This is a genomic window from Rhizobium sp. 1399 (assembly GCF_031455475.1).
Lineage (GTDB): Bacteria > Pseudomonadota > Alphaproteobacteria > Rhizobiales > Rhizobiaceae > Rhizobium.
This window is the reverse complement of sequence record NZ_JAVDSU010000008.1, coordinates 1-19888: the sequence shown is the minus strand read 5'-3', so window position 1 is coordinate 19888 and position 19888 is coordinate 1. Positions and strand designations below refer to the sequence as shown.

At 59.9% G+C, this 19888-nt stretch carries 18 protein-coding genes, 1 tRNA gene and 2 pseudogenes; 8 read left to right on the top strand and 13 right to left on the bottom strand.

The window, feature by feature from the left end; genetic code table 11:
• The first annotated feature begins 634 nt into the window (after positions 1-634).
• The gene (locus J2X71_RS23310; RefSeq protein WP_310385514.1) at positions 635-1957 is read left to right on the top strand and encodes a virulence-associated E family protein; all 1323 of its coding nucleotides are present in this window, start codon (positions 635-637) and stop codon (positions 1955-1957) included.
• Between the two features lie 647 nt (positions 1958-2604).
• Here the strand turns inward: J2X71_RS23310 and J2X71_RS23300 are convergent.
• Positions 2605-3423, bottom strand: a complete 819-nt coding sequence (locus J2X71_RS23300; RefSeq protein ID WP_310385512.1) for an alpha/beta hydrolase — start codon at positions 3421-3423, stop codon at positions 2605-2607.
• A 260-nt stretch (positions 3424-3683) separates the two neighbouring features.
• Here J2X71_RS23300 and J2X71_RS23295 point away from each other — a divergent pair, with 260 nt between their 5' ends.
• Entirely contained in the window at positions 3684-4607 is a 924-nt protein-coding gene (locus J2X71_RS23295) for a LysR family transcriptional regulator (RefSeq protein ID WP_310385510.1), read from the top strand.
• 153 nt (positions 4608-4760) lie between these two features.
• Here J2X71_RS23295 and J2X71_RS23290 read toward each other — a convergent pair whose 3' ends face one another.
• From J2X71_RS23290 to J2X71_RS23280, 3 genes are all read right to left on the bottom strand, one after another.
• Positions 4761-5108 (bottom strand): hypothetical protein, encoded by a 348-nt coding sequence (locus tag J2X71_RS23290; protein WP_310385508.1) that lies wholly within the window; start codon positions 5106-5108, stop codon positions 4761-4763.
• Between the two features lie 193 nt (positions 5109-5301).
• A complete protein-coding gene (locus tag J2X71_RS23285; protein ID WP_310385506.1) occupies positions 5302-5532 on the bottom strand; it encodes a hypothetical protein in 231 nt (76 codons plus the stop codon).
• Positions 5533-5646: 114 nt separating this feature from the next.
• Positions 5647-6621 (bottom strand): hypothetical protein, encoded by a 975-nt coding sequence (locus J2X71_RS23280; RefSeq protein ID WP_310385504.1) that lies wholly within the window; start codon positions 6619-6621, stop codon positions 5647-5649.
• Between the two features lie 28 nt (positions 6622-6649).
• Here J2X71_RS23280 and J2X71_RS23275 point away from each other — a divergent pair, with 28 nt between their 5' ends.
• Entirely contained in the window at positions 6650-6979 is a 330-nt protein-coding gene (locus J2X71_RS23275; protein ID WP_310386188.1) for a hypothetical protein, read from the top strand.
• Here J2X71_RS23275 and J2X71_RS23270 read toward each other — a convergent pair.
• The 3 genes and pseudogenes from J2X71_RS23270 to J2X71_RS23260 all read right to left on the bottom strand — a co-directional run.
• A pseudogene (locus J2X71_RS23270) lies at positions 6951-7127 on the bottom strand (type II toxin-antitoxin system ParD family antitoxin); the annotation flags it as partial. The gene J2X71_RS23275 and the pseudogene J2X71_RS23270 sit on opposite strands and share 29 nt — an antisense overlap.
• Before the next feature lie 176 nt (positions 7128-7303).
• On the bottom strand, positions 7304-9829 hold the full coding sequence (gene leuS, locus J2X71_RS23265) for a leucine--tRNA ligase (RefSeq protein ID WP_310386161.1): 2526 nt from the start codon (positions 9827-9829) through the stop codon (positions 7304-7306).
• A 291-nt stretch (positions 9830-10120) separates the two neighbouring features.
• A tRNA-Arg gene (locus J2X71_RS23260) sits at positions 10121-10197 on the bottom strand.
• A gap of 173 nt (positions 10198-10370) precedes the next feature.
• Between J2X71_RS23260 and J2X71_RS23255 the strand changes: the two genes are divergently transcribed.
• Positions 10371-11141 carry a hypothetical protein gene (locus J2X71_RS23255; protein ID WP_310385502.1) on the top strand — a complete coding sequence of 257 codons (771 nt, stop codon included), beginning with the start codon at positions 10371-10373 and terminating at the stop codon, positions 11139-11141.
• Between the two features lie 63 nt (positions 11142-11204).
• On the opposite strand, the pseudogene J2X71_RS23250 reads toward J2X71_RS23255, so the two are convergent.
• Together J2X71_RS23250 and J2X71_RS23245 are read right to left on the bottom strand one after the other, a co-directional pair.
• Positions 11205-11455: pseudogene (locus J2X71_RS23250) on the bottom strand (ATP-binding cassette domain-containing protein); the annotation flags it as partial.
• On the bottom strand, positions 11449-12054 hold the full coding sequence (locus J2X71_RS23245; protein WP_310385500.1) for a TetR/AcrR family transcriptional regulator: 606 nt from the start codon (positions 12052-12054) through the stop codon (positions 11449-11451). The gene J2X71_RS23245 and the pseudogene J2X71_RS23250, both read right to left, overlap by 7 nt.
• Positions 12055-12105: 51 nt before the next feature.
• On the opposite strand from J2X71_RS23245, the gene J2X71_RS23240 reads away from it, so the two are divergent.
• Positions 12106-12555 (top strand): VOC family protein, encoded by a 450-nt coding sequence (locus J2X71_RS23240; protein WP_310385497.1) that lies wholly within the window; start codon positions 12106-12108, stop codon positions 12553-12555.
• Positions 12552-12935 carry a nuclear transport factor 2 family protein gene (locus J2X71_RS23235; protein ID WP_310385494.1) on the top strand — a complete coding sequence of 128 codons (384 nt, stop codon included), beginning with the start codon at positions 12552-12554 and terminating at the stop codon, positions 12933-12935. The genes J2X71_RS23240 and J2X71_RS23235 overlap by 4 nt, the downstream gene beginning before the upstream one ends.
• A gap of 302 nt (positions 12936-13237) precedes the next feature.
• Here the strand turns inward: J2X71_RS23235 and J2X71_RS23230 are convergent, their stop codons facing one another.
• From J2X71_RS23230 to xylF, 3 genes are all read right to left on the bottom strand, one after another.
• A complete protein-coding gene (locus tag J2X71_RS23230) occupies positions 13238-14020 on the bottom strand; it encodes an ATP-binding cassette domain-containing protein (RefSeq protein WP_007815343.1) in 783 nt (260 codons plus the stop codon).
• Between the two features lie 14 nt (positions 14021-14034).
• On the bottom strand, positions 14035-15345 hold the full coding sequence (locus J2X71_RS23225) for a sugar ABC transporter permease (RefSeq protein WP_310385492.1): 1311 nt from the start codon (positions 15343-15345) through the stop codon (positions 14035-14037).
• 259 nt (positions 15346-15604) lie between these two features.
• Positions 15605-16645 (bottom strand): D-xylose ABC transporter substrate-binding protein, encoded by a 1041-nt coding sequence (gene xylF, locus J2X71_RS23220; RefSeq protein WP_007815345.1) that lies wholly within the window; start codon positions 16643-16645, stop codon positions 15605-15607.
• Between the two features lie 227 nt (positions 16646-16872).
• Between xylF and J2X71_RS23215 the strand changes: the two genes are divergently transcribed.
• Positions 16873-18096: an ROK family transcriptional regulator gene (locus tag J2X71_RS23215; RefSeq protein WP_113322473.1), complete on the top strand. Its 1224-nt coding sequence runs from the start codon at positions 16873-16875 to the stop codon at positions 18094-18096.
• Between the two features lie 80 nt (positions 18097-18176).
• Here the strand turns inward: J2X71_RS23215 and iolG are convergent, their stop codons facing one another.
• Positions 18177-19169 (bottom strand): inositol 2-dehydrogenase, encoded by a 993-nt coding sequence (gene iolG / locus J2X71_RS23210; RefSeq protein ID WP_310385488.1) that lies wholly within the window; start codon positions 19167-19169, stop codon positions 18177-18179.
• Positions 19170-19368: 199 nt separating this feature from the next.
• On the opposite strand from iolG, the gene J2X71_RS23205 reads away from it, so the two are divergent.
• Entirely contained in the window at positions 19369-19635 is a 267-nt protein-coding gene (locus J2X71_RS23205; protein ID WP_310385486.1) for a hypothetical protein, read from the top strand.
• Positions 19636-19888: the final 253 nt, after the last annotated feature.

The window sequence follows — 19888 nt, the reverse complement described above, 5'->3', positions numbered from 1 at the left end:
CAGAGCACGAGTATTCCCCAAACCATCGGCATCGGCAACTGCGGCGAGTACCTATTCGACGCGATTGCCTCAAGATATCGGGGCTTGGAGTAAGCCGGTTCACTCTCGGCCCGATGGGCCTCTTCGGAAGGCGTGGAACGAATTCATTTCCAAGCTGGGGCCTGCCCGGTGGCGGTATTGAAGCCGTGGACGACGGCGTTTACCGTCTGACAATCGTTTTTGAACGTGCACCCGGGACGGTCGAGCTATACCGGCGGATCGCGGCGCTTTCAGGAGCGTGCCCTAATTTTCAGCAGCATACCCTGGGTTGAAGCCGTGCGGGACTTCGCGACCGCGGCGCATGCCGTTGTTCGATATCCTCGTTTCCGGCACGCGAGAGAGCGCGCTGACCGCTGATGAGGCGAGAAGGGGCCTGACTGGCCGGCTATTCCGCCATCCACTTCGCCTTGGAGGCGTCGAACCCTGTCTCGCAGCGCGATTCTATCTGCCAACCGTTTTCCGAATAGGTCTGGCGACGTTCGAAACAGTCCACGTCGCCTTCTCTCCAGCGGGGGTCGAGCCACGGGTCACGACCCGTCCTTCGGACCCCCGCCGGGGAGAAGGGAACGCCACTTCATCCTACGCGGAAAATCTCATGCCACATATGACCGCACACGAGCCGCCGCGCGACTGGCTCGCCATGCTCAAGACGAATGACAAGGGCAATCCCCATCCGGGACTCACGCTCAATTGGACCGTGATGCTGGAACACCATCCCGACGCGCGCGGAATGCTCGCGCTTGATGAATTCAGCGGCCAGACGATGTTGCTTGCCCGCCCGCCGTGGGATTTGCGCCAGGGCGACTGGAAGCCTCGTCCCGTCGCAAACAATGATCTTGCCGAAGCGGTGGAATGGCTGGAAGGCTTTGGCCTGACGCCGAAGGTTTTCAACATCAATCCTGTTATCGACAAGGTCGCCAGCCGGCATCCCTATCACCCGGTGAAAGGCTGGCTCACGTCGCTGCCGGCATGGGATGGAACGGGGCGCGTCGATACTTTTCTGACCTGTTATCTCGGCGCCGAGGACACGCGCCTGAACCGTGCCTTTTCGCGCAAATGGCTCTCAGCGCTGGCCAGACGCGTCTTTCAGCCCGGGTGCCAGTTCGACCACGTGCTGACCCTGCAGGGCAGGCAAGGCCTCGGAAAATCATCCTTCGGCCGGGCTCTCGTTCCGATCGAGGAATGGGTGACCGACGGCGTCACGGTGGGCGATGGCGCGCGCGAAGTGATCGAGAACACGCGCGGGCGCTGGCTTGTCGAGCTTGCGGAGCTTGTCGGCAGGTCGAACCGGGAGATCGAGGCGATCAGGAAGTTCATCACGGTTCGCACGGATACCGCGCGCGGGGCGTATAAGCACAGGGTCGACGACGTGCCGCGCCAGTTCGTGTTCTACGCCACGACGAACGCCGACGAGTTCCTGACGGATACGACGGGCAATCGCCGCTGGTGGCCGGTCAAGCCCACCGCGATCGATATTGCGGCAATCCGGGCCGATCGTGCCCAGGTCTGGGCCGAAGTCATGACGATCTACGAGCGCGAACCGCTGTGGCTGGATGACCCTGCATTGCGGGCAGATCTCGAAACCCTGCATCAGGGCGTGATGGATTTCGGCCCCACCTACGAGATTATCCGCGACCTGATCCCCGATGGCGACATGATGGTGCCCTGCGCCGATGTGCGCAGGCTCCTGACCGGCGGAAGCGAGGATGCCAGCCGGTTGCCGGCAGGCTGGCGCGCCAATCTGCAGAGGGCGCTTGTCGGGCTGGGGTTCGAACCTCAGGCGGTGGTTTCCAATCGCGGGCGGGAAGCTGTGCGTGTCTATGTTCGCGGCGATGTGAGCCGCAGGCACTGGGCGAGATGGGTGGATGGACGGATTGAATTCGAGCACGGCCGGCGAGGGCGGGAACGGGTCTTCTAAAGTGTGCGAGCGTAACGCCTCGCAGACGCTGGCCTTCCGGCGGCTCTGTCGTGCCGGCCGACCTACAGACTTGCTTACGGCGCTTACGATTGCACACATGAACTTCGTAAGCGTGTTTCTCCAATGGTTTCAATGATTTATTGCTTCGCTTACGGACTTACGGAGATAATTGCGAAACACAGGTGCGGAGACAGACCGGTATTCCAGGACTGTCGGCTGTCCCCATGAGAGTTGGAGACATGCCGAAATTTCGTAAGTTCGTAAGCGTAATTGTTAAGATACTGATTTTGCTTTTGGATCTTGCTTACGAAATTTGCGGGTGAATGGCAGCGCTTACGAAATTCAGGCGTCAAGCCGTCGTTGTCGCGAAAGCGAAGGTTCAGTGAAGTACGGCGATAGCGGTAATCCCGGCCTCGTCTGCAGCGCGAATAATCGCCGCTCTCAATTCCCAAGGGACAGCGTTGCCGTGCACGACATCAAGACAGATCTTGATCGCCGCAAGAAATTCCTCCTCGCAGTGGCGGTGCCGCCTGCGCCTGGGCCGGAAAGCACGCTGGCCTGTCGATGGCGACAGGTGTCACCCGGTACTGCCGGGTGACAGATCGTCCTGATGACGTTGGGTGACGGCCGCGGTCCGGTCGATGTCGTCAAGACCTGATGAACGAAAGCAGGTCGGGGTTGAGGACATCCGCATGTGTGGTCAGCATGCCATGGGGGTAGCCCGGATAGGTCTTCAGCGACCCGTTCTTGAGCAGGTCGACCGCACGCGGCACGGAACTTGCGAAGGGGACGACTTGATCGGCCTCGCCATGCATCACCAGCACCGGCACGGTGATCTTCTTGAGGTCTTCGGTATAATCTTCCAGCCAAGAGTCGACAGTCGCGTAGTGAGCCAGGGCACCACCGGCCATGCCCTGGCGCCACCAGTTCGCAATGATCGCCTCCGAAGGCTCGGCCCCGTCGAGGTTGTAACCGTAGAACGGGTTCTCAGGGACGAACCGGAAGAACTGCGACCGGTTGCCCAGCACGCCCGCGCGGATCGCTTCGAACCACTCCGGCGGCTGACCGCACGGGTTGTCCTCGCTCCGGTACATGTTCGGCGTCAGGGAAGCGACCATTACTGCCTTTGCGACCCGCTCCGGGTGGCGGGCGACATAGCGAGCTACCTCACCGCCACCCGTGGAGTGGCCGATGTGGATCGCGTCGCGCAGGTTGAGGTGCTCGGTCAGGGCCGCGAGGTCAGCAACCCAGTGGTCCATGTCGTTGCCGGTGCCGGGCTGGTCGGACCGGCCGTGGCCGCGCCGGTCGTGGGCGATCACCCGGTAGCCGTGGTGAAGGAAGAAGGTCATCTGGGCGTCCCAGTCGTCCGCCGACAGCGGCCAGCCGTGGCTGAAAACGATCGGCTGGCCTGAGCCCCAGTCCTTGTAGAAGATGTTTATGCCGTCCGTCGTAGTGATTGTAGGCATCGAGTCTCTCCATCTGCGTTGTTAAACATTCATTTGAAGGTCAAAATAATCAATTAGAGCCATTCATCCACGCGCTACTGCAATAATCAACGCAAGATTGCCACGCATGCCTCATCTTTCTTTTCGACGTGCAGGCGAAATACTCCGGTGAGGCGCGTTCGATTATATCCCGAAATTGCGACGTTAATTAAATCCCCCTTCTATCGAAGACAAATACCTTGTACGTTCGAGCTATGCCTTAAAGGTATAGCGAGGACCCGATGGAACTGAGGCATTTGCGCTATTTTGTTGCTGTTGCGGAGGAGGGAAGCTTACTGACCGCAGCAGAGCGGCGGCTTCACACGTCCCAGCCCTCACTCAGCAGGCAAATTCGCGATCTGGAAACCGAAGTCGGTGTAAAACTGCTGGAACGGCAGTCGCGCGGCGTGACGCTCACCGCCGCTGGTAAAGTCTTTCTTGATCACGCGCGGCTGGCGTTATTGCAGGTCGAGGCGGCTGCGGAAGGGGCCCGGCGGGCAGAACGGCCGGAAAAGCAGTCGTTCGTTATCGGTTTTCTCGCAGGGCAAGAGGTCGTGTGGCTACCCCATGCATTGCGCATTATTCGTGAGGAAGCGCCGGAGGTTGAAATCATATTGTCCAGTCAGTCTTCCCCGGACCTTGCTTTGGCATTGATGCGAGGCAAGCTGGACGTCGCTTTCCTTCGCCCCGAGACGCAGAGTGTTGGTGTGTCCTTCAAGTTTTTAGCCAAGGAGCCACTGATCGCCGTGCTGCCGGCGGACCATCGCTTGACGTCGCGCAAAAAGATCCGGCCGCAGGACCTTGCCCGCGAAACTTACGTCAGTTCGGCTAGAATTTCTCCCGTATTGCAATCCGTGATCCAAGATTACGCGTCGGACGTTGGGATCACACTCAAGGCAGAGTACGAAGGCGAAGGCCTACCGTCAGCAATGTCGCTCGTCGTGTCTACAGGTGGAATAACGCTTATTCCGCTTTATGCGCAAAATATGCTGACACCAAATGTCGTTGCTAGAGCACTTGAGGGTGTGCCTCCGACAATTGATCTCACCTTAGGATATAACGATTCAAATTCCTCACCCTTGCTCCGCCGATTTTTGTCTCGTTCAGATGAACTGGTCGCCAATGTCCAAAATCAGAGCATCATCCGCTATGCTGAAGTTCCATAGTTGGGACCCCTTTACAAAGAAAAGCGGGCCCTCTTGCGGCAGCCGTGAAGAGTAGCGTCGCGGCGTTCACATCCTCGCCCCGCGCAACCATAATCCATGTGTGGCGAACGCCCCTGCCGCGCCGTTTCCGCCATCTCTGGAGCCTCCCCATCATCACTCGAAGGCTCTTGCTACCCGATTCGCCTCGTGCCGCTTCTTGACTGCGCGGTAGACCTCCCGAACGAGATAGGCCGCTAGAATGATTATCTGCTGCAAAAAAACGGCACCGACGACCAGGAATTGAATCACTTCGTCAGGCTCATAAGAGTCGCCCACAGCGGCTCTGTCTGGTGTAAAAGTCACCTTGTGGCACACATACACTGACAGAACGATCCAGATCGCCGCCAAAAAATGGAACGCCATCCGGCGATGTGGCCATCTGCGCCCGGCGATAAAGGCCAGGAGCGGAGCCGCAAAGTTGCTCGTAACAAAGATGAGGAATGCGAGTTCAGGCTTGATCATCGAATGCCGCGTCATGCTTTTCAAAAAGATGCAGCAATATTTTTGACCAACGGGACGACGCGCCCAACATGGTCGTGAGAAGACTACATCCGCGGACTAGCGTACCACGGGGCTTTTTCAACGATGACTTTTCTATTTACCTTGCGGTCATCAGGTACCTGGATTTCAATGACTTTGCCTCGGTTCCCCTTTTTTACTTCTTTGCAAACCGCGGAGATTGCCAAAAGCATTGGATCTGTTGGGGAGTTCGACATTCCGAGCGTGGCTGAGCTTTCTTTGCCGATTCCGGCGTCATGTTGAAGCCACAAGTCATCTGCACGACGTCATGAAACAAGGCTGCTCCTGCGAACGAGCGATTGTCGGCCTTAGCGTAACCAGCAACAGTAAAAACCAGCGCGAAAGCCGCGAAAATACTTGGTTTCATTGAAATGTCTCCCCAGTACGACTTAAGGCTGCAATACATCCCAGCGCAGTTCCGAAGTCAATTCGGGGCAGACCAGAAACAATATTCTTTCGGAGATCGAGTGGCGGAAAAAGCTTAGTTCCCGCCGCCGAGAATATTGGACACCGCGTCACGCTTGGTTCGCTCAGCCGCGGCTCGAACCGCAATCTCGGCCTTGATTCCGTCGATCACCGTTTGCAATTCCGGTCGGATCGCCAGGGCTGCGGAGCGCTCGGCGGGCATATCTACAAACAGTCGCATTGCTGCGAGCCTGCGCTCCACTGTATCGACAAACATGCCGGGACGTACAATCTCGTGCATCGCTGTAACCGACCATCGCGCCGGATCCTCGTTGTCCACGTCAATCAGGCAGCGAAATTTCCTATCGAAGGGTATGATTATACGGTCGCCGTCAATGATGGGTAAGGATGGACAGTTGACATCCCACAGGACCCGGAATTCAGCCGCCTCGAATTCGCCGGAAATCTTCTTCGACTCTAAGGGGCCGCGAAGTTCCTCCTTGCTCCAGCGCGTGTCGTACCCATAAGTGTTGCGAGCCTCAATCGCCTGGTAGAGAGCTTCATCGTAGTCCTTCGTCGTCAGGTCGGTGCCGACGCATTTATCCGCCGTGGGCCTGGAGAGAATGTATTGCCGCGTCTCCCGCTCCCGACAACGATCGAAGGTTAACTTGATCCGAACGATGCGATCCTCGAACGCGTAGATCTGCACGGACGCTTCGAGCCCTATCGTGCATTGGATCGAAGTGCCTTTCTTCGATGAAAACGTCCGCGAGTTATCGTAGTCGCTGATGCCGTCTTGACTGCCATTTACGGGTATGAACCCGTAAGACGTAACGACTGGATCGAAGAGATTATCAGAGAGATAGGTGTCCTTCGTGACATTCTTGATTGGAACGCTGAAGCTGCCAGTAGCGCAATCCCCAGCCTGGCTGAGTGTTGTTTCCAGATCAAAGGGCGATTTTCCAAGTTGAGCCGACCAATCGAATGCCTGAGCCATCACGACCGTCGGCATGAAAGCCATCAGCACCAGTGCCGCAATTGCAGACCGCATACCCATCCCCGTTTTTTAAAACCCCGGATTGTGTAGCGGCTGGGACGGGCGACTGCAAGATGAGCAGGGTCGATATCCTCTGCCTCTTCATTCGCAATATCTCGGATTCAGTCTTGAGCGAATGTCGATCCAGTGCCTGATCGCGGCGGCGAAGGCGGAGTATGAGCGGACTGACATCAGCCATTTCCAAATCGGCATAGCGCTCGGACTGCGTGACACCGAACCGTTCGGCGCCAAGAACGGAGATATCGATAATATCCCGATCCGCTTGAAACGTTGTGCGGTATTTCATGACCGGCTGGCGGCGGCCAACCGTTCACGCGCAGCTGGAGAATATCTTCTTTCGAGCGGTCACTGATGCCGCTTTTCAAACCTTCGGTAACAAGCCGCTGCAGCTCTGCCGGCTTGTCCGAACGCTCCTGATCGCGGCGGATCAGATCACGGACATAGTCGCTTGCGTTGCTGTAGCGCCCCGTCCTAGTCTGGGCTTCCACCCATTCCTTCATGGGGTCGGGCAGGGAAGCGGATTCTCCTCCGCACGCTCCCACGGCAGCTTCAAACAACTAAACTCCTTTCATGAGAATGCCCTGGTCCGCTTGTCTTGGCCTGACCAAACTGGGGCGACCAGTTGCAGAGGAAGCCGTGGCCGACAGTGTCGACCACGTTCCAGAGCGGCTCGATGCTATGGAGCAAGCACGAAGTTCACCAGCCGTCCAGGCACAACGATTTCCTTCAGCACCGCCTTCCCCGTCAACCTCGACCGAACGTCAGGCTCCTGCGCAGCCAGTCTAACGAGTTCATCAGCGGCGAGCGTCGAGGGAGCCTGAATCCTGCCACGCAGTTTGCCGTTCACCTGAACGATAAATTCGCGGATATCATCGTCGGCGAGGGTGGGGTCGTATGTCGGCCAGGGTTCATGCGACAGACTTTCCGGATGCCCCAGCATTTTCCAGAGTTCCTCGGCAATGTGCGGCGCGAACGGTGCCAGCAGCAGAACGAAGGATTCGACCGCCGACCGTGGCTTGATGTCCAGTCCCGTCAATGCGTTTGACAGCTCCATCAGTTTAGAAATCGCCGTGTTGAAACGCAGGCCATCGATGTCGTTGCCGACAGCCTTGATCGTCTTATGAAGAACGCGCGCGATCTCCGGGGACGGCTTCGCATCGATAATTTTGCTCGACAACATGCCATCCTCTCCAATTGCGATCCGCCATACGCGATGGAGGAAGCGGCTGACCCCGGCCACGCCGGACATTTGCCACGGCTTGGCAACGTCCAATGGCCCCATGAAGAGTTCATACAGACGCATGGCGTCTGCGCCGTATTGTTCGACCACCTCGTCAGGATTGACGACATTGAACTTCGACTTCGACATCTTCTCGACCTGGCGCTCGACCTCGATTTCTCCGACATGCCAGCGACCGTCGCGTTCGGCCGCGTCCTCGGGTCGATAATACCTCCCGGTCGCATCCTTGTAGCTGAAGGCCAGGATCATTCCCTGGTTGAACAGCTTGCGGAACGGTTCTTTGGACGTCACGACGCCGATGTCGAACAGGACTTTGTGCCAGAAGCGCGCGTACAGCAGATGCAGCACCGCATGCTCGGCTCCTCCCACGTAGAGATCGACGGGCAGCCAGTATTTCTCCTTCTCGGGATCGATCGGCGCGGTCACGTTCCAAGGATCGGCAAAACGCAGGTAATACCAGCACGATCCCGCCCATTGTGGCATCGTGTTGGTTTCCCGCAGAGCTTCCATGCCGGACTTCGGATCGACCGTCCGAACCCAATCGCCCGCCCGTGCCAGCGGCGGCTCCCCGTCCGGCGTTGGCCTGTACTCGTCCAGTTCAGGAGGCAGCAGTGGCAGGGCGTCCTCCGGCAGGGGCACGATACTGCCGTCGGCGGCATGCAGGATAGGAAAGGGTTCTCCCCAGTATCTCTGCCGCGAGAACAGCCAGTCGCGCAGCTTGTACTCGACGCGCCCGAGACCAACGCCTTGCTCGGTCATCCATGAGATCGCTGCCGTTCTCGCCGTTTTCGTCTCCATGCCATCCATGAAACCGGAGTTGACCATCAAGCCTTCCCCAGTCCGCGCAGCGGGCGGCACATCGCCGGAGGGGGAGCCAAATGCCGACACGACTTCGACGATCGGCAGCCCGAACTCCTGCGCGAAATCGCGGTCGCGGTCGTCATGGGCGGGAACGGCCATGATTGCTCCGGTGCCGTAGCTCATCAGTACGTAGTCAGCGACCCATACCGGAATCCGCGAACCATTCGCCGGGTTGATCGCATAGGCTCCGGTGAATACTCCGCTTTTCGACTGGGCTTGCGACTTCTCTATCGCGCTCATTGCCGCCGCGCGGGCGCGGTAGGCGTCGACCTCTCCGCGTTGGCCGACGGTGGCAATGGCATCGATAGCAGGGTGCTCGGGGGACAGGACCAAGAAGGTAGCGCCGAAGATCGTTTCCGGACGCGTGGTGTAAACTGTCAGGGAACTCTCGCTACCCTCGACGTTGAAAGTCACTTCAGCGCCTTCCGATCTGCCAATCCAGTTGCGCTGCATCGTCTTGATGCCTTCCGGCCAGTCCAGCTCGTCCAGATCCGCGAGCAGGCGGTCGGCATAAGCGGTGATTTTCAGCATCCACTGACGCATCGTGCGACGTTCCACCGGGTCTCCGGTTTCCACGTAGCGGCCGTCCTTCACTTCCTCGTTGGCGAGGACCGTACCTTGTGCCGGGCACCAGTTGACGGCAACTTCCGCCTGGTAGGCCAAGCCGGCCTTGTACATTTGCAGGAAGATCCATTGCGTCCATCGTACGAACTCGGGATCGGTGGTCGAAATCTCCCGACTCCAATCGTAGGAAAAGCCCAGGCGCCGGACCTGCTTCCTGAAATTCGAGATGTTGCTCCGCGTGGTGATCGCCGGATGGATGCCTGTCCGCACGGCGTATCGCTCGGCGGGCAGCCCGTAGGCATCCCACCCGATGGGATGCAGGACATTGAAGCCCATCATTCGCTTGTACCGAGCCACGACGTCGGTCGCGGTATAGCCTTCCGGATGACCTACATGCAGGCCGTCGCCGGACGGATAGGGAAACATGTCCAGGACATAATATTTCGGACGGCTTTGGTCGTCCTCGGTCCTGAATGTCTGGTTTTCCTCCCAGTATCGTTGCCATCGCGGCTCGATCGTCTTGGGGTCATATGGCATTTGCGACTTCCCTTCTGTCTCGAAATTCCGACCGAAGAGGAATGGCAACAAAAAACCCGCCTCTTCGGCGGGTTGCTGCATCTTTGAAACGCAAGCGCGTGCTAACCCACCATCGGAATGATGGCGAGTAGGAGCTTTGAATTGGTGCGCGCGGTGTTCATGCCTTTTTTGATGCCACGGAACCGCTTTCCTGTCCAGACGCCGGCGCGGTCAGTTTGACAATGTGCCAAGGGACTATGTCGAGCGCGTTCCTCACGAGCTCTAGGTCTTCGGTATGGACAATTTGAAAAATGGCGCACCCGACAGGATTCGAACCTGTGACCTTTGGAATCGGAATCCAACACTCTATCCAGCTGAGCTACGGGTGCATGCCTGACGATGTGACTCGTCGTCCGATGTCGTGGTTCTTAGCCTAGCTTTGGGTTTGCTTCAATCGCCAAGTTCGCGGAAATTCGGCTCGTTGCGATTATCCGGGATTTTCAAGGCGATGGGGCGCCGGTAAAAGCTCCCTTGGATGGTTTGGTTTTCATCGGGGGATGAGGTGGGCGAGACTGTTTTCGATCTGACGCGGCGGGCGCGGTTTGCAGGGCTCTCGGGCAATTTTTCGTTGGGGCACGAGATCCTCGATGGTGCTGCCAAACAAGCCGGTGAGGATGCCTGGGCGCGGGCTTCGGTTGCGATCGAGCGGGGGCGGCTCTTCAACAGTGCCGGCTTGCCTGCCGAGGCGGCGCCGTTCTTTGCCGAGGCCTTCGAACTGGCGCAGAGGGTGGGGGACCATAATCTGGCTGTCGATGCGGTGCATATGCTGGCGATCGCGTCGGATGTCGAGGCGGCCGAGCAATGGGTGGCGGTGGCGCTCGATTATATCGAGGCGCATGGCGCAAGCCCGCAGTGGCGGGGCATGCTGCATCACAATCTCGGCTGGACCTATTTCGAGGCGGGGCGCTTCGAGGATGCGCTCGGCGCGTTCCGGCGGGATGAGGCGATCCGGGAGGCTTCCGGCAATGCGCAGACGCTGAAGGTGGCGCGTTATGCGGTCGTGCGCACACTCAGGGCGCTGTCGCGGGTGGATGAGGCGATTGCGCTCGGGGAGAAGGTCGTGGCGCTTGCGGATGCGGCCAATGACGCGGCGCCTTATGTCTATGAAGAGCTTACCGAGTGTTATGCGATGAAGGGCGAGATGGATGATGCGCAGCGCTTTGCGACGCGGGCGCATGCGATCCTCTCGGAGAATGCGTCTTTCGTGATGGATGAGCCGGTCAGGCTGGCGCGGCTTGCGGAACTTGCCGCGGGTGCAGCGGCCGCAGGCTGAGCTAAAATGAAAACCCCGCCGGCCCTTTCGGGCGGTGGAGTTTTGCTGTCGAGCTATCGGCGATCAGAGCTGCATGGCGCCGGAGCCGGGCATGGCTTTCGGCGGCACCTTACAGAGGATGATCATGCAGAGAGCTTCGTCCTTGGCGCCGTTTCCTGCGGACCAAGGGCTGCCGTCGGCTCGTCCATGATCAGGATGCGGGCGTTGAACAGGATGGCGCGGGCAATGGCGACGGACTGGCGCTGGCCGCCTGACAGTGCCTTGACCGGCTCCTTGAAGCGCTTGAAGTTCGGGTTCAGGCGGCCCATCACTTCGTCCCCGACGGTGCAACGGCCCGCAACGCGGTCCTGACGATCGCATCGCCGAACTCCGGCGAGACCGGGCGATGGCCGACCAGCAGCCGGAAGAAGACCGGTCCGTAGATCATGTCGAGCAGCGCCTCCATATCAAGCGGCGAAACGATCTCTCCCCGAGCCAGAGCCTCCTCCAGGATGACGCGACCCGCGTTGCGACTCGACAGGATCACCTGATTGCGGAAGGCCTTGGTGAATTCGCTTTCCGGATCGGCGGCCGCGAGTGCCATGGTGATCTGCCGCCCGCGCGTGCTCGCAAAGGCAGTCACCAGTCCGCTCATCTGCGCGCCGAGAGCCGCCTGCGCCGTGCCCCCTCCGACCTCCGCTTCCGGCAGCCGGTTGACCAGAAGGGCGGCCATCGCCAGTTCCTGCGCGTTGGCCCAGGAGCGGTAGATCGTCGGCTTGCCGACACCGGACCGCGCCGCCACGGCTTCGATCGTCATGCGGCCAAAACCTTCGGCCATCAGGATTTCATGGGCGGCCTCCAAGGCACGCCTCTGCGCGGCAGCGCTTGGCGGCCGCCCTCGTTTCTTCGGTGTTGCGTTATTCTCTTGACTCATATCTTTACGATACGTAACGTTAATATAAGAACCAGTCAAGGAGGATCATCCATGCCGAGTTTTGCCCGAAAAGTGAGCTCCTACTTCATCGTCAAGGATGCGGCGCGGGCCATCGACTTCTACAAGGAGGCTTTCGGCGCCACGGAAGTCTTCCGCATGACCGATCCTTCGGACGGGCGGATCGGCCATGCCGAGCTGCGTTTCGGAGAGACGCTGATGATGTTGGCAGACGAGTATCCGGACTTCGGCGCCCTGTCTCCCGATACCGTCGGAGGCTCGCCGGTAACCTTCCACATGGACACGGTGTCGACCGACGCAGCACTGGCGCAGGCGCTGTCGGCCGGGGCGACGATGTTGCGCCCGGCGACCGACCAGAGTTTTGGCGAGCGGGTGGCGCAGGTGCTTGATCCCTTCGGTCATCGCTGGATGCTGTCGCAAACCATCGAGCAGGTCACGCCTGAGGAGATGCAGCGCCGCTGGAACGAGGACATGTCGGCGTGAGCGCTGCAGCCCTTGAAGCGCTCGAGGAGGCTGAGCGCGCCTTCAACGCGGCGATGGTTTCCAACGATCCCGTCAAGATCGCCGCCTGGATCACGAAGGACTGGGTGCTGGTGACGCCTGAGCGTGGCCCAATCCCTGCACAGGCTATTCTTTCGGCGATCGGATCCGGTGTCCTGAGCCATGACACGATGACCAAGACGACGCATCACGTCCATCTGCTCGGCAATGTCGCCACGGTTACCGGTCGCGGGCAGAACACGGGCATGTTCCGTGGCGAACCGATATCAGCCGACGAATGGATCACCGACGTCTATCACCGGGAGGGCAACAGGTGGCGATGCGTACTGACCCACCTCTCCCCTGCCAGGAGCGGTGCCTAGCGTCCCCTGCGGCGGATGCCGCCACGCCTGTCTCACTGATCCACGAAGAGGTCATGCGCGACGCCCGCAGCCCCTTCTGAGAGCCACGTAATCCGGTCACTCCAGCGCGCCCTATGCGCGGTGTGAATCGCCTGTCCGATGCGTGGTTCTTAGCTTGCGGCTGGCTTCAATCGCGAAATTTTCAGAATTACCGACGCTTGCAGTTTGGAGGGTATTTTTACCCGTCAGCCCGGAGAATGCATATAAAAACTCCGCCAGCCCCAGGGGGCGGCGGAGTTTCCGCATCGGATATTACAGGACAATCAGACCTGCATGGCGCCGGGGCCGGGGATGGCCTTGGGGGGCACCTTGCCGAGGATGATCATGCCGAGGACTTCGTCCTTGGTGACATCCTCGGTGCGGGCGTGGCCGACGACCTGGCCGTTCTTCATGACAGAGACACGGTCCGCGAGGTCGAAGACGTCGTGGATATCGTGGCTGATGAGGAAGATGCCGATGCCTTCCTTCTTCAGCTGCTTGATGAGCTCGCCCACCTGCGCCGTTTCCTGAGGACCAAGGGCTGCCGTCGGCTCGTCCATGATCAGGATGCGGGCGTTGAAGAGGATGGCGCGGGCAATGGCGACCGACTGGCGCTGGCCGCCTGACAATGCCTTGACCGGCTCCTTGAAGCGCTTGAAGTTGGGGTTCAGGCGACCCATCACCTCGCGGGCGGAATGTTCCATCGCGACGTCGTCGAGCGTGCCCCAGCGGGTCTTCAGCTCGCGGCCGAGATAGAGATTGGCGGCGGCGTCGACATTATCGGCGACGGCGAGCGTCTGGTAGATCGTCTCGATGCCGAACTTCTTGGCATCGCGCGGATTGCGGATGTCGGCCGGTTCGCCGTTGATCAGGATTTCACCCGAGTCGCGCTTGTAGGCGCCGGAGAGGATCTTGATCAGCGTCGACTTGCCGGCGCCGTTATGGCCGAGAAGGGCCACGACTTCACCGGGATAGAGATCGACCGAGGCATTGTCGACCGCGTGGATACCGCCGAAGGAGATCGAGATATTCTTCAGTTCGACAAGGGGAGTGCGTTGTTCAGCCATGGTTCGTACTCCTCTTACTTCGCACGGGAGCGATAGACAGTGTCTAGCCAGACGGCAATGACGAGCACCGCGCCGACGACGACGTTCTGGATGGGCGTATCGACATTTGCGAGACCCATGCCTGACTGGAGCGACTGCATGACGAGCGCGCCGAGCATGGCGCCGGCAATCGTGCCGGTACCGCCTGCGAGCGACGTGCCGCCGATGACGGCTGCTGCGATCGTATAGAGCTCGTAGGTCGTGCCCTGCGAATTGGCGGCGGCGTTGAGGCGCGCCGTCGAGATGGCGGCGGCCACCGCTGCGAGGAAGCCCATCAGCGCGAAGATGCGCACCGTGACCCAGCGGGTCTTGATGCCGGCAAGTTCTGCCGCTTCCGGGTTGCCGCCGATCGCGAAGACATAGCGGCCGAAGCGCAGGCGCGTGGCGATGAAGGTCATGACGATGCCGACGAGGATGGCGATCAGCACCGGCACGGCAATGCCGTAGGGGATCATCAGGCCGGTTTCCGGCATGGTGATGTTATTGGCTTCGGCATAGCGCTTGGCGATGGCCGGCGGCCAGTAATAGATCGTGGAGACCCAGATCGCGCCGAGCACCATGGCACAGCCGAGCACGCCGAGGACATATTCGGCCCAGAGCGGACGGCGCGGGAAGTTGAAGCGCCGGCGCTGGTGACGCGAGCCGATGATGGAAATGACGATCAGCACGCAGGCAGCCGCACCGATGATCCAGCTCCAGGTGGCACCGATTGCGCCTTCGGCGCCGCCGCCCATGATGCGGAAGGTGGTGTCGAGGGGGGCGACCGTCTGGCCGCTCGTGACATACCAGGCAAGGCCGCGCCAGGCGAGGAAGCCGCCGAGGGTGACGATGAAGGACGGCACGCCCATGAAGGCGATGATGACGCCCTGGAACAGGCCGATAGCCGAGCCGACGAGCAGGCCGCAGATCAGCGTGATGACCCAGGTGAAGGAATTGTCGAAGCCCAGATATTGCGGCAGGAACTTCGCCTGGACCACGCCCATGATCATGGCGACGAAGCCAAGGATCGAGCCGATCGACAGGTCGATGTTTCTGGTGACGATGACCAGCACCATGCCGGTCGCCAGAACCGCGATTTCGGTCGTCTGGACGGAGAGGTTCCAGAGGTTTCTGGGCGTGAGGAACAGGCCGCCGGTATAGAAGTGGAAGCCGACCCAGATGACCAGCAATGCGCCGATCATGCCGAGAAGGCGGGTGTCTATTTCCGTTGCTCTTAGGAAGCGCGTGAAGGGGCCTTCAACTGCCGTGCGCGGGCCGGAGGAGGTCGATTGGGTGATGTCTGCCATGGGTTTGCCGTTTCCCCCATTTGTTTGGGCGCAGGCCTGCTCCTGATAGGAATAGCTGGCCGATGACCGCCCTGTTCTAGATGTGACCACCGGGACGCTTCCGAAAATAGCCGATCACAACGGCACTATTCTGGCAGGGAATCAAAGCATCCGCGATGTGCGCGAGAACGGAGAAGCACCACTGAGCGGGCTTCATCCGCATCCGGCGCCGCAGCGGAGGGCCGCTGCGGCGCCGGTATTTCAGATCGTCAGGCGAGGATTAGTCGCAAGCCTTGACGGAGCCGGCCTTGACGCCCTGGCAAGCTTCAGCCTTGGAGATCCAGCCGGCGTCGATGACGACGTTCAGGTTGTCCTTGGTGATGGCGAGCGGAGTCAGGAAGATCGACTGCATCTTCACCTTCTTCGGGCCGCCTTCGAAGGTCTGAACACCTGCAACCTTGTCGAGGGCCGTGCCGCCGGCGAGATCGAGAGCGACTTCGGCAGCGCGCTTGCCGAGTTCGCGGCTGTCCTTCCAGACGGAAACCGTCTGCGTGCCGAGAGCGATGCGGTTGAGAGCAGCCTTGTCGGCGTCCTGGCCGGAAACCGGAACGGTGCCGGCGAGACCCTGTGCGTCGAGAGCGGCGACGGCGCCACCGGCCGTACCGTCGTTGGAAGCAACGACAGCGTCAACCTTGTTGTTGTTGGCGGTCAGGAACTGCTCCATGTTGCGCTGAGCGTTCTGCGGCAGCCAGCCGTCGGTATAGGCTTCGCCGACATTCTTGATCTTGCCGGCGTCGATTGCAGCCTTCAGGACTTCCTGCTGACCTGCGAAGAGGAAGTCAGCGTTCGGGTCGGAAGACGAGCCCTTGATGAAGACGTAGTTGCCTTCCGGCTTTGCCTTGAAGACGCCCTGAGCCTGCAGGCGGCCGACTTCCTTGTTGTCGAAGGTGATGTAGAAGGCAGACGGATTTTCGATCAGGCGGTCGTAACCGACGACCGGGATACCTTCGCTGGCGGCCTTTTCAACAGCCGGGCCGATTGCGTCGGAGTCCTGAGCGAGAATGATGAGTGCGTTTGCGCCCTGCGAGATCAGCGACTCGACGTCGGTGAGCTGCTTTGCAGCCGAAGACTGTGCGTCAGCGGAAATGTACTTTGCGCCCTTGGCTTCCAGAGCCTTTTTGATAGCGGCTTCGTCGGTCTTCCAGCGCTCTTCCTGGAAGTTCGACCAGGAAACGCCAACGACGAGGTCTGCAGCCATGGCAGCCGACTGCAGCGAAACGAGAATGGCAGCACCCGCCATCAGCTTATAAATAGACTTCATAATGTCCTCCCGAGTGAATTGCAGCCGGCCCAGCATCAGCCTCCTCCGGCCACCGCGAAAGCCTGTCCAGAAAGGTTCGGATTTTTTTCTCGACAGTCGAGAAATTTAGTGTCAGAGATTTTTTCAACTGTCAACACCGCACTACCGGCTTAATTTCCTTTGACTGGAGGGGCTGGAGATGCTGTGGCAAGTGAAGGGCGGAACGAACGGGGAAGAGGCGGCGATAGATGCTGACCAAGTCGAGCACGGAGCTCGTACGGCAGAGAAACAGCGTGCTTGTGCTCGCCACTCTCCGCCGCCACGGGCCACTTGCTCACACTGAAATATCCGATTTCACGCGGCTTTCGTCCGCCACCGTTTCTGCGATCACGGCCGATCTCGAAAAGGCGCAGGTGATCGAAAAATCCGAGCACCAGGCAGCGAGCGGGCGAGGGCGCCCGCGCGTGCTTTTGCGCCAGCGCCGCGACTGCGGCTATCTGATCGTCGTCATCATCTCCTCGGATGCCGTGCAATATTCGCTCGTCGATTACTCGGGCAAGCTGATCGACCGCTTCAGCGAGGAAAGGTCGCATGATCCTGATGGGGCTGGCCGCTTCGTGAACGGGGTGCGGGCTGGGCTAGAGCGTATCCTGTCGCGCTCGCGGATCGAACGGGAGAAGGTGCTGCTCATTTCGATCAGCAGCAAGGGGCTGGTCAACTCCTCCGAACCGGTTCTCGTCTGGTCGCCGATCTTCGGCAGCGACCAGATCGATTTCGAACTGGCGCTCAAACCGGAATGGAAGGCGAAGGTCATTCTCGACAACGAGACGCTGCTGGTCGCCGCCGCTCTCGGCGCGCGTGAGGAGAATGTCAAAGGTGCGGATTTCCGCTCGCTGGCCGCCCTTTCGCTCGGCCACAGCATCGGGCTTGGAATCGTGCGACGGACGACCCATGGCGGGCATGAAGTCTCCGCGCCCAATTTCGGGCATATGCTGCATATGGCCAATGGCGGGCTTTGCCGGTGCGGCACGCGCGGCTGCATCGAGGCCTATGCCGGTTTCTACGCGATCCTGCGCACTGCCTTCGAAGTGCCGCTCGATACGATCCCGGCAAAGTTCGTGCCAGTGGCCGAGCTCGACAAGATCGCGGCGCGGGCCCGGCAGGGCCATCGTATCTCGGGCTTTGCCTTCCGACAGGCGGGGCTCGCGCTCGGTAACGGTTTATCACGTATGCTGAGCCTGACGGAGCGCATGCCGATCGCGATCACCGGACCCGGCACGCGCTATTACGATCTGCTGCGGCAGGGGATCGAGGAGGGGCTCGGCCAATCCCATATGGTGCGCATGGAGGGCATGCCGGAACTCAGGGTCGTCGCGGACGAACAGATTCTCGTCTTCGAAGGACATCTGAACCGGGCGCTGGCAGTCATCGATGAAGATATCGTCGTGGCCGGTCTCCAGGGAACGGATTGAAACGCAGGATACTGCTTAAACGAGAAATGGCCGGGCAAGAGCCCGGCCATCTCATTATGGCGACCGTCGGGAGAGGGCGGTCAGCCGATCTTGATGAGCTTGCCTTCCTTGACCGACTGGACGGCTGCATCTGCGAGAGCAAGAGCAGCCAGGCCATCGGCGCCGGACGGCGAAATCTTCGAGCCCTTTTCGATCGCGGCGATGAAGCTTGCGATCTCGTTGGCATAGGCTTCGGTGTAGCGGGTCATGAAGAAGTCATGCAGCGGCGGGCGGGTATAGCCTTCGCCGTTGGCGACTTCGATCGAGACCGGACGCTGGTTTTCGGCCGAAACGAGACCCTTGGAGCCGTGAGCCTCGATGCGCTGGTCGTAGCCATAGGTGGCGCGGCGCGAATTGGAGATCACCGCCTGCTTGCCCGACGCGGTCTGCAGGATGACGGAGACGCTGTCGTAATCGCCGGCTGCGCCGATAGCCTTGTCGACGAGCACGGCTGCGGTCGCGAAAACCGAGACCGGCTCTTCGCCGAGCAGGAAGCGGGCCATGTCGAAATCGTGGATCGTCATGTCGCGGAAGATGCCGCCGGAACGCTTGATGTAATCGACCGGCGGGGCGCCGGGATCGCGCGAGGTGATCGTCACCATCTCGACATCGCCGATCTTGCCTTCGTCGATGACCTTGCGGACCGCCATGAAATGCGGGTCGAAGCGGCGGTTGAAGCCGACCATCAGCTTGGCGCCGGTCTCTTCCACGACCTTGATGCAGGCTTTTACGCGCGCAACATCCAAGTCGATCGGCTTTTCGCAGAAGATCGCCTTGCCGGCGCGGGCGAAGCGCTCGATCAGGTCGGCATGCGTATCGGTCGGCGTGCAGATGACGACGGCGTCGATATCCTTGGCGGCCTCGATCGCTTCGATCGTGCGCACTTCGCAGCCATAGGCGGAAGCGATCGCTTCGGCAGCCTGCGGGAAGGCGTCGGCGACAGCCACGAGCTTTGCATTGGCATCGCCGCTGACGGCCTTTGCATGGACCTTGCCGATGCGGCCGGCGCCGAGAAGACCAAATCTCACTGTCATTACTGCCTCCCTATATTCGGAACAAATAAACCGAATTGATATAAGTTTGGAATTTTCATTCCATTTTCCTGTCGCCGCGTCAAGTCCGCGGGCCTTTCACATTTGTGAAATCCATCCTAAAGACAAGTGACGTCATCACAACAGTGAGACGTGCGTCATCACAAGAGTGAGACGGAGTTATTACGACAATGGGACAGAGATGCAGCTGATCGATCCTAACCATCCGACCTATCGACACCTTTGGGTTCGTGTCCTCATCGTCGTGGTCTGTTTCGGATGGGGGATCTTCGAATTCATCGGCGGCGACCCCTTCTGGGGCGTGCTTGCGGGCGGCGCCGGCGCCTATTCCTTCTATATGCTGATCTGGACCTTCGATCCGAAGCCGCCGGAAACGGCAGCAGTTGTCACACCCGATGATGAGGACGGGGACAAGCCGGCAATAGAAGAAGAGAAGAAGGCCGAATAGTTAAAGCGTGCCGCGATCTTTCGGATGCGCGTCACGCTTCAGGTCCTTGTTTTCACGCATATCGTGCTTGCAAATCCGCTGCACAGTTTTGCGTAACACGAGTTCTCCGGCCGTCCCATTCGGCGCGGAAGGCCCGCAGCTGATCAGAGCGACAGCTCTTTGGCTTGCGCGTCGATCTTTTTGCAGGCATCCCCGAACGGATCGCGCATCGGCACGAGTGGCGAAGCGCCAAGGAGGAGAAGCGCTTTCAAGT